The 12,866-nt window shown below is 39.0% G+C and carries 12 protein-coding genes; 5 read left to right on the top strand and 7 right to left on the bottom strand.

The features are described from left to right. Positions 1 to 32 precede the first annotated feature (32 nt). The 4 genes from B2727_RS08815 to B2727_RS08800 form a co-directional block, all read right to left on the bottom strand. Positions 33 to 941 carry a matrixin family metalloprotease gene (locus B2727_RS08815; protein WP_033134263.1) on the bottom strand — a complete coding sequence of 303 codons (909 nt, stop codon included), beginning with the start codon at positions 939 to 941 and terminating at the stop codon, positions 33 to 35. A 385-nt stretch (positions 942 to 1,326) separates the two neighbouring features. Then, a complete protein-coding gene (locus tag B2727_RS08810; RefSeq protein ID WP_033134262.1) occupies positions 1,327 to 2,238 on the bottom strand; it encodes a matrixin family metalloprotease in 912 nt (303 codons plus the stop codon). 381 nt (positions 2,239 to 2,619) lie between these two features. Further along, the gene (locus tag B2727_RS08805) at positions 2,620 to 3,528 is read right to left on the bottom strand and encodes a matrixin family metalloprotease (protein WP_005201806.1); all 909 of its coding nucleotides are present in this window, start codon (positions 3,526 to 3,528) and stop codon (positions 2,620 to 2,622) included. Then, the gene (locus B2727_RS08800) at positions 3,525 to 3,941 is read right to left on the bottom strand and encodes a hypothetical protein (RefSeq protein ID WP_033134261.1); all 417 of its coding nucleotides are present in this window, start codon (positions 3,939 to 3,941) and stop codon (positions 3,525 to 3,527) included. The genes B2727_RS08805 and B2727_RS08800 overlap by 4 nt, the downstream gene beginning before the upstream one ends. A gap of 201 nt (positions 3,942 to 4,142) precedes the next feature. Between B2727_RS08800 and B2727_RS08795 the strand changes: the two genes are divergently transcribed. Next, positions 4,143 to 5,021 carry an MBL fold metallo-hydrolase gene (locus B2727_RS08795; protein WP_033134260.1) on the top strand — a complete coding sequence of 293 codons (879 nt, stop codon included), beginning with the start codon at positions 4,143 to 4,145 and terminating at the stop codon, positions 5,019 to 5,021. A 162-nt stretch (positions 5,022 to 5,183) separates the two neighbouring features. Here the strand turns inward: B2727_RS08795 and dnaK are convergent, their stop codons facing one another. The 3 genes from dnaK to B2727_RS08780 all read right to left on the bottom strand — a co-directional run bounded on the left by dnaK (position 5,184) and on the right by B2727_RS08780 (position 8,877). After that, the gene (gene dnaK, locus B2727_RS08790; RefSeq protein ID WP_005201812.1) at positions 5,184 to 7,127 is read right to left on the bottom strand and encodes a molecular chaperone DnaK; all 1,944 of its coding nucleotides are present in this window, start codon (positions 7,125 to 7,127) and stop codon (positions 5,184 to 5,186) included. Between the two features lie 151 nt (positions 7,128 to 7,278). Next, complete coding sequence (gene grpE / locus B2727_RS08785) at positions 7,279 to 7,824, bottom strand: nucleotide exchange factor GrpE (RefSeq protein ID WP_004803267.1); 546 nt, start codon at positions 7,822 to 7,824, stop codon at positions 7,279 to 7,281. 159 nt (positions 7,825 to 7,983) lie between these two features. Beyond that, on the bottom strand, positions 7,984 to 8,877 hold the full coding sequence (locus tag B2727_RS08780; RefSeq protein WP_033134259.1) for a LysR family transcriptional regulator: 894 nt from the start codon (positions 8,875 to 8,877) through the stop codon (positions 7,984 to 7,986). A gap of 107 nt (positions 8,878 to 8,984) precedes the next feature. Between B2727_RS08780 and B2727_RS08775 the strand changes: the two genes are divergently transcribed. The 4 genes from B2727_RS08775 to B2727_RS08760 all read left to right on the top strand — a co-directional run bounded on the left by B2727_RS08775 (position 8,985) and on the right by B2727_RS08760 (position 12,589). Continuing rightward, positions 8,985 to 9,839 (top strand): MBL fold metallo-hydrolase, encoded by an 855-nt coding sequence (locus B2727_RS08775; protein ID WP_033134258.1) that lies wholly within the window; start codon positions 8,985 to 8,987, stop codon positions 9,837 to 9,839. 388 nt (positions 9,840 to 10,227) lie between these two features. Beyond that, positions 10,228 to 10,467, top strand: coding sequence for a hypothetical protein (locus B2727_RS08770; protein ID WP_005201819.1), 240 nt, complete (start codon positions 10,228 to 10,230; stop codon positions 10,465 to 10,467). Between the two features lie 360 nt (positions 10,468 to 10,827). After that, complete coding sequence (locus B2727_RS08765) at positions 10,828 to 11,898, top strand: alpha/beta hydrolase (protein WP_201772401.1); 1,071 nt, start codon at positions 10,828 to 10,830, stop codon at positions 11,896 to 11,898. A 133-nt stretch (positions 11,899 to 12,031) separates the two neighbouring features. Further along, positions 12,032 to 12,589, top strand: a complete 558-nt coding sequence (locus B2727_RS08760; protein ID WP_005201825.1) for a peptidylprolyl isomerase — start codon at positions 12,032 to 12,034, stop codon at positions 12,587 to 12,589. Positions 12,590 to 12,866 lie beyond the last annotated feature (277 nt).

Here is a 12,866-nt window from a genome sequence, read left to right as displayed (position 1 = left end):
CAGATCATCTTATATCGACCTATTATGTTCGATTAATCCGCTAAACCTAATAGCTTTAGATCAGTCTCAGTCAGTTGAAAATCTTTTGCATCCTGATCTTTAATCCGTGGATACATCAAAGATCTTGGATCACGGGTATGTTTTAGACCCAAAGCATGACCAAATTCGTGTGCTAAGGTTAAACGTAAGTCATCAGTTGATGAAAATTCATAAATAAAAATCTGTTTTCCATCAAATTGACCTTTGTGTAGCACTTCAGGCTTAAAAGTCTCATTAAACTCGTTTACAGAAGCACTTAACTGTTGATGGACTTGTTTCGATTTTTCAGCCTTTTCCTGAGTTTGCTGGACTTTATGGTTGTATTCAGTGATCTTTGCCTGCAATTTCTGGGCTTGTTGCTGCAACTGTTGTTGCTGTTTTTGCAGTGCAGTGAACAATGCTTTATTGCTGCTGTCTGCCTTATATTGCGCTAAGCCTTGCTGATATTGTTGGGCCTGATTTTCGTAGGCTTTCTTTTGTAGTTCAAGTTGAGCATTGCTTTCTGCTAAATCAGCATTGGTTCTCTGCAATTTCTCATTTCTATTCAACCAATTCTGTTGTTCTTGCTCAAGTTGACTCAAACTTTCAGCACGTTTCATGCTACGAATTTGACGTTGGTCAAAAACCAGATTAATCACAAAATCTGCGTCAGGATCATACACAAAATATTTTTGCCCCGTGTTCTTTTCCCAAATTGCAGCAGCCTGTTGGCTTAATTCGATCATTTGTTGTTGATCGATGTTCAAACGCGGGTCAAGTTCAGCAATACGATAGCGTAAAGGTTGTTCTGTGTTATAGCGAACTTGCGACTGTGCTGGAGCAGTCGAGCTAATTTTAGCAAAAGTCGACACTGGGGCTAGCAAGGTAAAACATGCAGCCATAAGGAGAGATAAAAGACGCATAATAGGAGATAAAGCTTGAAAGAGGTCACATTTTAGTCAAAAAAAACCAGTAGTCAAATTGATAGAAGATCGTTCAATTTATGAGTTTTAACGATATTTCTGGAAAATGAATAAAAATACATTTGTAGACATATTGGTAAAAAATCGTGCAAAAAAAACAAGATTTGTTTATTAAATGATCTAAAACCAATGCGAGAACAACTGTTTATTTTTTATTTTTAATGCATTAAATCTTTAATAGATGATCAGAGTAAGCTGCAAAAATATTTTTTACATCTTAAAAAAATACATTCTATTTCACATAAAATATTTATTTATTTGTACAAAAACTATACTTAGAGTCTAGTCAATGTTAATTCTTGTAAAGAAAAACCTGCTGTTGCTATCAATAAATGGCTTTTACCAAATCCTTATCAGAATCAGTGAGTGCAAATTGCTGGAAGTTTTGTTTTTGAATTACAGGGTACATCAGTGAGCGTGGATCATTTGTATGCTCTAAACCGAGTGCATGACCAAATTCATGTGCTAAGGTCAAGCGCAGATCATTGGTAGAAGAAAATTCATAGATCAGAATTTGTTTACCGTTGAAGTGTCCTTTATGGAATAAATGTGGTTGAAAAACCTGATTAAATTGGCTTGCCGATGCAACCAGTTGTTGATTGGTTTGATTTAGATTCTGAATGCGTTGATTGAGCTGCTGTGTACGTTGATTATGTTCTTGAACTTCACGTTGCAACATTAAAGACTGTTGTTCTAAAGCCTTCTGCCTTTGTGAAAATTGTTGAGCTAAATCTTTAGAAGTAGAACGGGTTTGGTTGAAACGCAAAACCTCAGTATTGTATTGCTGGAATTGGAGGTTGAGTTGTGCCTGTTTGCTGGCGATTAAAGCAGTCATTCTTTGAATTTCCTCTTTGACTTGCTGTAATTGTAGATTTTGATTTTCCCACTGTTGTTGTTGTTGCTTCAGTTGATCTAGGTCTTGTAAACGATCTGTGCTACGTTGTTGACGTTCATCAAAGATTAAATTAATGCTGAATTCAGCTTGTGGATCATAAATAAAGTTTTGTTGTCCTGTTTCTTGTTCCCAAAGCTTGGCTGCTTGCTGGGTGAGTTCGAGGACTTGTTGTTGACTTAAATTAAAACGTGGATCAATGTCGGCAATACGATAATGCACTATTTTTTTTGTGGCTTGGTGCTGATGTCCATCCGTATGATTGATATTTGCTTGAGCACTGCTGAACTGAGGTAGGCCCACACTCAAACAAGCAATAAAGAATGCTAGATAATGAACTCGCATGCTGAAATCCCCCCAAATAAAACTTATTTTTCATCATTATTTTGTGGGCGTCAAAATGCTATGTATTTAATAAATAAAACTAAAAAATGTGATTTTGTTCTAATAAATAAAAAATTGAATCGAGTGATTTGCACAATAAAAAAATGAAGAACATGTGTGTTTTTTGATCGTAAGTTAAAAAATATCAACGGATTAAATTGATAATGGCAAAAAATCCTTGAGCAGAGAGCGAAAAAATGGCCAATTGTTAACTTTTGTAAAATTTATCCAAAGTTGAAAAGTTTTTTACTTTATAGTTAAAAATTGCTGGATTGTGACATTTATAGTCCATCCAATTTGAGTCGTTTTTTCGAGAGATCAGACCATAACAATGTGTTGGGACTATCTTGCTAATAAAAGAGAGAGGTCTGCTTGGGTCAAACGGAAATGCGCGGTATCTTGATCTTTCATAATAGGATGCATGAGTGCTTGTGGATCATCAGCATGTTGTAGCCCCAATGCATGGCCAAACTCATGTGCGATGGTTAAACGTAAGTCATCTGTTGATTCAAATTCGTAAATTAATATTTGTTTGCCATTAAATAAGCCCTTATGAAATAAATGGGGTTTAAAGCGTTGCTTATATTGACTGACGGAGGCATTGAGCTGCTGGTCTAAAGCATTGAGTTCATCAACCTGCTGATTTAACTGCATGATTCTCTGATTATATTGAGCAATTTCTTGTTGTAATGTTTGCACATTCTGCTCTAAATCCCGCTGCCGTTGCTGAAAATATTCTGGGTTGGCAAAAGAACTGGGATGCTGTCGTGCATTTTGTTGTTCTTGATTATAGTGCTGTATTTGCTGATTCAGTTGTTGCTGTTTTAAGTCGAGAAGATGTTTACTGCTCAGGATTTCCTGTTCAATCTGATCAAGCTGCCGCTTTTTTTCTACCCAGTGTTGTTGATTGGATTCAAGTTGGTTGAGGTGTTCTCTGCGTTGTTCGCTTTCCATTTGACGCTCATCATAAATCAGGTGAATCGCGAGCTGCGCATGAGGATCGTAAACAAAATAATCTTGCCCAGTGCCATCTTTCCAGATTTGTGTCGCTTGTTTGCTAATGGTTTTGACTTGCTCGATACTGAGTTTAAAACGAGGGTCAACTTCGGCAATACGATAGCGTAGGCGTGTATCCAGTGGACTGGCGATACGGTCTGTCAGCGAGTTAAATTTAAGCTGAGGGTGTTGGCGGGTTTGATAGCCTGACCAAAGTAAAAAGAGTACCAATACAAGAAGGAGGAAGAATTTCATTCGTTATTTTTGGAAAATAGAGGTTGATATAGGCTTGGCACCACTAAGAATCCCCATATGAGGGTGGTGAAGATATTACCTAGCTCATAAAAAATGGCGCCAAAACCAGATATGAATGTCGAAGCATAGCTTGGTAAAAGATAAATAAGTAACAGTGGGAAAAAACTATAGACGTAAAGCTTTCTTGCCCATTGTTTAAATAAAAGTAAGCCGATGAATACAATAACAAAACCAAGCATAAGTATGCCTGAGATGACAAGTTCCCAGTTCTGAGGATCTCTTGATACGAGTTCGCTTATTGCAATGGATGTTTCATTGTAAGCATCAAATATTGAGCTTATGAGAAAACTAAGCAGTGAAAATATAAGCATTAATCTAAATCTAGTTTTGCTAATGACAGGATCTATTTTCATCTTTAATCTAAGTATCATTTTTTTAATACTTGGGATTATACCGAAAATAATTTCATGTGTATCAAGCCAATATTATTGTATTAAACTCGATTTGCTTAAGGTTTAGGTTTAGTATTTTATGTGGGGTTAACTCATACACGGGTTATATGGTGGGTAAGACAATTCATTCTGACAATTAGAATAAAATGCAAAGGAATATGCATGCTGAAATATCTACTCAAAGCGCCTGAGGCTGCATGGGCGGTGGTTTCGCCCGCACCAGCAAAGGCAGAAAATCTAAAAATTAAATATTTGGGGACTGCAGGGTTTATTCTGTCTGATAATAATCGAACCTTAGTGCTTGATCCTTTTATTAGCCGTCCAAGTCTTTGGCAGACCTTTACTCAACCTTTATCTAGCGATCCAGCATTGGTCAAACACTATATCCCTGATGCAGATGAGGTACTGATTGGCCATGCACATTATGACCATATTCTGGATGCTGCAGAAGTGTGTAAACAAACAGGCGCTCGCTTGATTGGTTCACAAGCCAGTGTGATGTATGGACGTTCTGCAGGCTTGCCTGAGCAACAGATGCAAGCCACACAGGGCAGGGAGGTGATTCACTGCGGTTCTTGGCAAGTGATTGGCTTGCCTTCAATCCATGGCAAAGCCTTGTTTGGTCGTGTTCCATTGCCAGGAGATATGACCGTACCACCACCGTATCCACCAAAATTTCATCAGTTACGACATGGTTTGGTGTTGAACTGGTGGATTGATACAGGCCAGCTGCGCGTTGTTCACATTGATTCCGCCGATTTTATCGAGCAAGAGTTGCAGGGCAAACAAGCTGATATCGTGTGTCTGTGTGCGATTGGGCGTAAATATCGTCCAAACTATGTCAAAGATGTGGTGCGACTACTGAAACCGAAATACATTATTCCATGTCACTGGGATAGCATGGTGACGCCGATTGATGACGTTCCTCAGTTGTTGCCAGGAGTGAATATTCCTGAGTTTATTGAAGAAATAAAAGCCTGTGGTGTAATACCTTTGTTTATGCCGATTTTGGGTGAGCTGTATTTTGAGCAATCTAAATAGCCACTTTCTATACATTGGTTTTAATTCATTGTTCGCAGTCCAACAGGGGGGTCTCCATGCCGCCTCTATAATAGTGAAAACTAATTTGAGTTTAAGTATTGATTATAAAAATTTAATGCAAAAAAAACCGCGCTTTCGCGCGGTCTTTTCTAAAGAGACAAATTATTTTTTGTCATCTTTAACTTCTGTGAACTCAGCATCTACAACGCCATCGTCCGCTTTTTGTTGTTGACCCGCATCACCACCTTGGAATGCATTTGGATCAAAACCTTCTGCGCCGCCAGCACCTTGTGCTTGTTCATAAGCACGTTGAGTGATTGGCATCAAGATGTTTTGTAAAGCTTCAGTTTTCGCTTTGATGTCTTCAACATCATTTTCTTTCGTTGCTGCTTCAAGCTCAGAAACCGCAGTTGTGATCGCAGTTTTTTCATCTTCAGTGACTTTATCACCAAGATCTTTAACTGCTTTCGTCGAGCTAGAAACAAGCGCATCTGCTTCGTTACGTGCTTTTGCTAACTCTTCAAACTTACGATCTTCTTCAGCATTCGCTTCAGCATCTTTAATCATTGCTTCGATTTCAGCATCAGACAAACCTGAGTTTGCTTTAATCTGGATCGATTGCTCTTTACCCGTGCTCTTATCTTTAGCCGATACTTTCAAGATACCGTCAGCATTGATGTCGAACGATACTTCAATTTGCGGTACACCACGTGGAGCAGGTGGGATATCGCCTAATTGGAAGTTACCCAACAATTTGTTTTGTTGAGCCATTTTACGTTCGCCTTGGAACACTGAAATGTCTACAGCAGGTTGGTTATCAGCAGCAGTCGAGAATACTTGAGATTTCTTCGCAGGAATCGTCGTGTTTTTCTCAATAATCGCTGTTAATACGCCACCCATGGTTTCGATACCAAGTGTTAACGGTGTTACGTCTAATAAAAGTACGTCAGTTTTGTCACCAGACAATACCGCACCTTGAATCGCAGCACCAATCGCAACCGCTTCGTCCGGGTTCACGTCTTTACGTGGTTCTTTACCGAAGAATTCTTGTACTTTTTGTTGTACAAGTGGCATACGAGACTGACCGCCTACCAAGATCACGTCAGAGATGTCAGACGTCGAAAGACCCGCATCTTTAAGTGCAATACGGCAAGGCTCAATCGTACGAGCAACTAAGTCAGCAACCAAACCTTCAAGTTTTGCACGTGTTACGTTGATCACTAAGTGTTTAGGACCAGTCGCATCAGCAGTGATGTATGGAAGGTTGATTTCAGTTGCATTCGAAGAAGAAAGCTCGATTTTTGCTTTTTCAGCAGCTTCTTTCAAACGTTGTAACGCAAGTGGATCATTTTTCAAGTTCACACTTTGTTCTTTCTTGAACTCTTCAACCAAGAATTCAATTAATGCATTATCAAAGTCTTCACCACCAAGGAAAGTATCACCATTTGTTGATAACACTTCGATTTGTTGGTCGCCATCAAGGTCAGCGATTTCAATGATTGATACGTCGAATGTACCACCACCTAAGTCATACACCGCAACTTTACGGTCGCCTTCTTTTTTGTCCATACCGAACGCAAGTGCCGCAGCAGTTGGTTCGTTAATGATACGTTTAACATCAAGACCTGCAATTTTACCCGCATCTTTAGTTGCTTGACGTTGCGCATCGTTAAAGTAAGCAGGAACAGTAATCACTGCTTCAGTTACGGTTTCACCTAAATAGTCTTCTGCAGTTTTTTTCATCTTTTTCAAGATTTCAGCAGAGATCTGTTGAGGTGCTAATTTTTTATCGTTTACTTCAACCCAAGCATCGCCATTGTCTGCTTTGATGATTTTGTAAGGCACAAGACCGATGTCTTTTTGTACCGCTTGATCTTCGTAGCGACGACCGATTAAACGCTTGATTGCGAATAATGTATTTTTCGGGTTAGTTACCGCTTGACGTTTCGCACTTTGACCAACAAGGATCTCGCCATCTTTATATGCAATGATCGATGGAGTTGTACGCGCGCCTTCAGCGTTTTCAATTACTTTTACTTTATCGCCTTCAAGTACAGCAACACATGAGTTGGTAGTACCTAAGTCAATACCAATAATTTTTGCCATTGTTTGTGTTCCTCTAAAATTTTGTTGCAATGTTTTGCTTGTTATTCGATATGAGAGTCAATTGGTATTTTTCAAGCATTTTTATGAAAAAAAATCAAAAAACTCTCAGATTCGTACCCTTTTGAGCAAATAAACGCTTTGCTCACGTAGATTATTGACCTACCATCACCATCGCTGGGCGAAGTAAACGACCATTTAAGGTATAGCCTTTCTGTAAAACAGTACCAATTTGATTGGCTTTGGCATTCGGGTCGATACCTACGGCTTGGTGTAAATCCGCATTGAAACCATTTTGGGTATCTGCTTCGACTACGCCAAACTTCTCAAGCGTGGTGAGTAGTGATTTCAAAGTCAGCTTAATCCCTTCAAGTACAGGTGTTTCTTCTTCACCCGCAGCCTGAATTGCACGTTCTAGGTTATCGACAGAATCCAATAATTCTTTCGCAAATTTTTCCAGCACAGTCTCTTTATGCTTTTCAGACTCACGTTGAATACGTTCAACACTCTTTTGTGCTTCATAAACAGCATTGGCTGTACGTGCTTTTTCGAGTTTTAAGCTTTCTTCGAGTTTGGTGATTTGAGCTTGTAAATCTTCAACGCTAAGCTCGTTTGCTTGCTCTACACCTTCAGCTTGAGTTTGTTCAGTTTGTTGCTCATTTTGAATGTCTTGAGCTTGCTCATTGTGCTCATTAGCCATTGATGATCTCCGTTGAAAAAAGTTCTTAAACATGTACAGTCCTTCTGGCGTGAATGCTCATAGGGTTAAACCCGAACTGCCACATCTTGGTCATTCATAGATAGGGATGAAGTATGGGCAACGCGACAAAATTCAAGCGTTCAGGTCGATTTAAATCTTTTAATTTTGCTGATTTAAGTAAAAATTTAAGTTTTCAATCACAAAAGCAATAAATTCTTGGGTGATTTTCGGTAAATGTTGTCTGGATGCATAAACCAAAGATAAGGTGAGATCAGGTGCCGAAAAATCGGTAAACACCTGTTGCAAACGTTGTTGAGCAATATCTTTACGTACCAGCAACGTTGGCAGCATCGCAATCCCTTGGGCTTTAAGGCACATTTGATAAAGTGCAATCACATCATTGCTTTTAAACGTAACATTTAATGGATAGTTCTGGGGTTGCTGATCTGTATCAAATAAGGTCCAGTATTGGTTATGTGTGTGATGGGCGATGCATTCATGTTGAATGAGTTGACTGGGATGTAACAGGGGAGTGTGGTCTTGTAAGTAATGTGGGTGTGCGCAAAAGGTGGATTCAATTTGACAGACTGGGCGGGCAATTAGTCCATCTGCAACTTTCTGGGTAATCCTCAAAGCAAGATCAACATGAGCATCCATTAAGTCAACAGTATTCTCTGTGAGATACACATCAAAATGAATCTGTGGATAGCGTTTTTTAAATTGCTTAATACATTCATTCACACCAAGTTGAAATAAAAATAAGCCACAGGTAAAGCGGATGGTGCCACTGTGCTGTTCTGGCGCGGCTAAGCCTTCTAATAGTTGTTGCTGTTGTAAAATATTCTCGCAATAGACCAGCGCTTTCTCACCAGCAGGGGTGAGTGAAACTTTACGCGTATTGCGTTGAAACAGACGCGTTGAAAAAGTTTGTTCGAGATGGTCTAAGTAACGGGAGACCATCGCTTTAGAATAATCGAGATGTTCAGCAGCTTTGCTGAGATTGCCTTGATGTGCAATACAAACAAAGACTTGAATGGCTTTTAATGTGTCCATCGTTATTATCATTGTTGCAAGATATGCAACATTTTATCTTAGTTTAGAGTGTTTATTCAGCAATAATTGCAATTTAAAGTGTCTCTTATCAGATTGGAGACGATAAGATGAATACCAAACCTTATATTATTGCTTTATCAACTTTGGCAGCAACATCTGCTGCTTTTGCACAAGACTTAAAAATCCAGAACTTTTTGGCTCAACCTGAACACTTTGGTGTGACTTCAACCTTGATTGAAGGTGATAAAGAAGTGTTATTGGTGAATGCGCAATTTTCTAAATCGGAAGCATTGCGTATTGCCGCTGATATTTTAGATAGCGGTAAAACCTTAAAAACCATTTTTGTCAGCTATGGCGATCCAGACTTCTATTTTGGTTTAGATGTGTTTAAGCAATACTTCCCGAACATGCAGGTGATTGCGACCCCTGAAACGGTGAAGCATATTCAGGATACGCAAGCACTGAAAGTACAGTACTGGGGACCAAAAATGGGTGCCAATGCACCGAGCAAAATTATTGTTCCGCAAGCGTATACGGCTAAAACCTTAAAATTAGAAAATGAAAATATCGAAATCAAAGGTAAGAAAGAACTGACTTATTTATGGATTCCGAGTGCCAAAGCAGTTGTCGGTGGTATTCCAGTATCATCGGGTATTCATCTGTGGACTGCGGATACTCCAACAGCCAAAGATCGTGCAGAAGTGGTACAGACTTTAGAGAGTATCAAAGCCTTAAATCCACAAGTGGTGGTGCCTGCACATATGAAAGTAGGCGCAGCGGAAGGTCTTGATGCGGTGAATTTCTCAATTGACTATTTAAAGCAGTATGAAAAAGCGGTAAAAGCCAGCAAAAATTCAGCTGAATTAATTGGAATTATGCAAAAACAGTATCCAACTTTAGGCGAGTCAAGCAGTTTAGAGTTGGGCGCCAAAGTGGTGAAAGGCGAGATGCAATGGCCTTAAACCAAGCTAAATAAATGGAAAAACCGTGATCAGGAGTCACGGTTTTTTTATGGCTGCTACATTTATTTTTAATCAAAATTACGCAATTGTAATCTTTTAAGCAGATTGTACGGTGTTTCTATGAATTATAAAAAAATAAGATAATCGCTTTTTCACTAAAAAAATAAAAATAAAACCCGTGAAATTACTTTAACTCTAATGCTTTAGCGATTTTGAATGTTTTTTTAATATGTGAAATATGAAAAGAGTTGATTTAAGAAAAATTGCAAAATAGAGCGGCTTACATAACAAACTGCAACTAATCCGCATCACGACCGAGAAAAAAATTGTGAATCATAGGCATCGCAAAGACAACTTTGCTTTTTGTCATAATGAAAGGAAATACGAAATGAAAAAGTTAGCATTGATTTCTGCGGTTGTAGCCGGTGTTGCATTAACAGCTGTAGGTTGCTCAACTCAAGGTGGTTTAGACGCGTCTGGCTCAGCTCAAACAACAGGTGCAAGCCCAGCAGGCGTACAAGGTGGTGTTGGCGTACAAGGTGGTTCATCAGTTGATGTTCAATCTGGTGGTGCTTCTGCTGATGTATCTGGCTCAGTTTCTGGTTCAGCAGGTACGACCGCTCAATAATTTTTTAGTATGAAGTTAGCTTCGCATGAGATTAAACACACGATGCCGCATGCAATCTTACTAATGTACTGCTATACATTGCGCGAAGTTAACTTAATTCATAAAACTGACACTTTTAGAGTGCTATAAACTAGAACGAATTCATTCGTTCTAGTTTTATCGTTTTAACAATCTCATGTTAAAACAGCATTTAATTGACATAAAAAATAGCTGTGAATAAGCACTATGGATAATGACTTTTTGATAGTGGCCCTTTAGCGTACGACATATTTTTCAAATCTTGAACTTGATCTAAGACTTTAGAAAAGCATATAGTCGAAGACAACAAGAATTATGGACAGAGCGAAGAAGGGGACAGAAGTGACAGCATTACCTCAAAAAATTCAAACAATTTTAGACAAAGGGCAAGGCCCTGCTGCACGAGCGCTAGATAAGCTCCCTAAAATTGTTCAAGAGTCTCTCGCTAAGCTTCTCGCTTATCCACACCAATATCCAGATTTAGATTCTTTTACTAAATGTTTGATGGCCGTCCAAATTAAGCAAGGGCGCATTGGCTTTATTGGTGATGATCCAATTGAGTCTCGCCGTCAGTTTGATGCGCAAATGTTGGCAATTATTAATAAACCAACATCGATTGAATCTGTTGAGGATATTCGTCTCCCTTTACAAAGTGGTACGGTCTTTGCCAGACATTATCATCCTGCACCGAATAAGAAATTGCCGATCATTGTGTTCTATCATGGTGGTGGTTTTGTGGTGGGCGGTTTGGATACCCATGATGAAGCCTGCCGTCTGATTGCCAAATATGCAAAAGTACAGGTCTTAAGTATTGATTATCCACTTGCACCAGAAGCATCACCACAACTGCTGATCAAATCATGTGAAGATGCACTGGCGTGGGTATATCAAAATCGCCGTCAATTGAAAATCTATAAGAATCGTATTGCGGTTGCAGGTGATAGTGCAGGGGGCAATATTAGTACTGTGGTTGCACAGCACTCTGTTGGTAAAGCCTATGCACCACAAGCACAATTATTGATTTATCCCGTGGTTGACTTCAAAAGCCGCCATCCTTCGTTCTATGCCTATGGAGAGGGCTTGGTGCTGACCAGTAAAGATGTGGATTATGTGACTGACTATTATGCAACACAGCATGATGTTGCATTAGATGATCCGTTGATCTCACCAACCTATGGCAGTCTTAGAAAGTTGGCGCCTGCTTATGTGATTACAGCAGGGCATGATCTATTGCATGATGAAGGTGCAATCTATAGTCATAAGCTCAGACAAAACGGGGTAAAAGTACAATACGTGGATTACCCTGATCAAACCCATGGCTTTATTAACCTCACGCCAGTCTCAAGCAAGGCAAAACGCAATACCATTGAAGTTGCCAAAAACTTTAGAAAATTTTGGGACAAACATTGTTAATAAAGTCCGAGCCGATGTTTCACGTGAAACATCGGTTTTTTGTTTTAAAGATAACAAATAGAAATAGCAAAATAGAATCAGCAAAACTAAGATGAGCGTTCACAACAAATTAATGATCAAGCCGAGAAAAGCAATGATGAAAAAGTTGTTCATGACAACAGGTTTAATTTTGGCAAGCAGCCATTTATTTGCAAATACCATGGTTGATATGAAAACCAGTATGGGCAACATCGAAATTGAACTTTTTGATGATAAAGCACCTGTGTCGGCAAAAAACTTTGAAAGCTATGTAAAAAGCAACTTCTATACAGGCACGATCTTCCATCGTGTGATTCCTGGCTTTATGGTGCAGGGCGGTGGTTTAGATGCCAATATGATTGAGAAGACAACTAAAGCACCAATCGTGAATGAGTCTGGGAACGGTTTGAAGAACACCCGCGGTACTTTAGCCATGGCACGTACCAGTAACCCGAACTCTGCAAGCAGCCAATTCTTTATTAATGTCGCAGATAATAACTTCTTAAATAAGTCACCGATGGATGCAGGTTACGCCGTATTTGGTAAAGTAACTAAAGGCATGGATATTGTCGATAAGATTGTAAATGTACCAACGGCAAACTATGGGATGCATCAAAATGTACCGAAACAACCCATTAAAATTATCAGCGTACAGATAAAGAACAGTAAGTAAAAAACAAAGCAGAAATATGTATAGAATATTTCTGCTTTAATTTTATATGCTTACGAGAATTGTGCTGCTTTGTTGAACATGTTTGTGTGTAAAAAAAGAACACTTGATAAAACAAGGGTTTAAAAAGACTTGCACACTAAAAAAAATCTCCTATAATGCACTCATCCCGACGCGATGAAGCAAAAATAACTTAGCTTTAACTGGTTAAGTTGTTAAATATTTATTGCGTTAATTTACCGCTGACGAGGTGGTAAAGAGATCATTAAGAGAATAGAAG

The organism is Acinetobacter sp. UBA991, assembly GCF_002292065.1.
Classification (GTDB): Bacteria; Pseudomonadota; Gammaproteobacteria; order Pseudomonadales; family Moraxellaceae; genus Acinetobacter; species Acinetobacter higginsii.
Note: the sequence above shows the minus strand (reverse complement) of the source record. Positions and strands in the feature narration are given on the sequence as shown.

Excerpts from the sequence above, each read along its gene's own strand:
- B2727_RS08760 (WP_005201825.1), top strand. The coding sequence starts at position 12,032 with ATGATGAAAAAGTTGTTCATGACAACAGGTTTAATTTTGGCAAGCAGC.
- B2727_RS08795 (WP_033134260.1), top strand. The coding sequence starts at position 4,143 with ATGCTGAAATATCTACTCAAAGCGCCTGAGGCTGCATGGGCGGTGGTT.
- B2727_RS08805 (WP_005201806.1), bottom strand. The coding sequence starts at position 3,528 with ATGAAATTCTTCCTCCTTCTTGTATTGGTACTCTTTTTACTTTGGTCA.
- B2727_RS08800 (WP_033134261.1), bottom strand. The coding sequence starts at position 3,941 with ATGAAAATAGATCCTGTCATTAGCAAAACTAGATTTAGATTAATGCTT.
- B2727_RS08815 (WP_033134263.1), bottom strand. The coding sequence starts at position 941 with ATGCGTCTTTTATCTCTCCTTATGGCTGCATGTTTTACCTTGCTAGCC.
- B2727_RS08810 (WP_033134262.1), bottom strand. The coding sequence starts at position 2,238 with ATGCGAGTTCATTATCTAGCATTCTTTATTGCTTGTTTGAGTGTGGGC.
- B2727_RS08770 (WP_005201819.1), top strand. The coding sequence starts at position 10,228 with ATGAAAAAGTTAGCATTGATTTCTGCGGTTGTAGCCGGTGTTGCATTA.
- grpE (WP_004803267.1), bottom strand. The coding sequence starts at position 7,824 with ATGGCTAATGAGCACAATGAGCAAGCTCAAGACATTCAAAATGAGCAA.
- B2727_RS08780 (WP_033134259.1), bottom strand. The coding sequence starts at position 8,877 with ATGGACACATTAAAAGCCATTCAAGTCTTTGTTTGTATTGCACATCAA.
- dnaK (WP_005201812.1), bottom strand. The coding sequence starts at position 7,127 with ATGGCAAAAATTATTGGTATTGACTTAGGTACTACCAACTCATGTGTT.
- B2727_RS08775 (WP_033134258.1), top strand. The coding sequence starts at position 8,985 with ATGAATACCAAACCTTATATTATTGCTTTATCAACTTTGGCAGCAACA.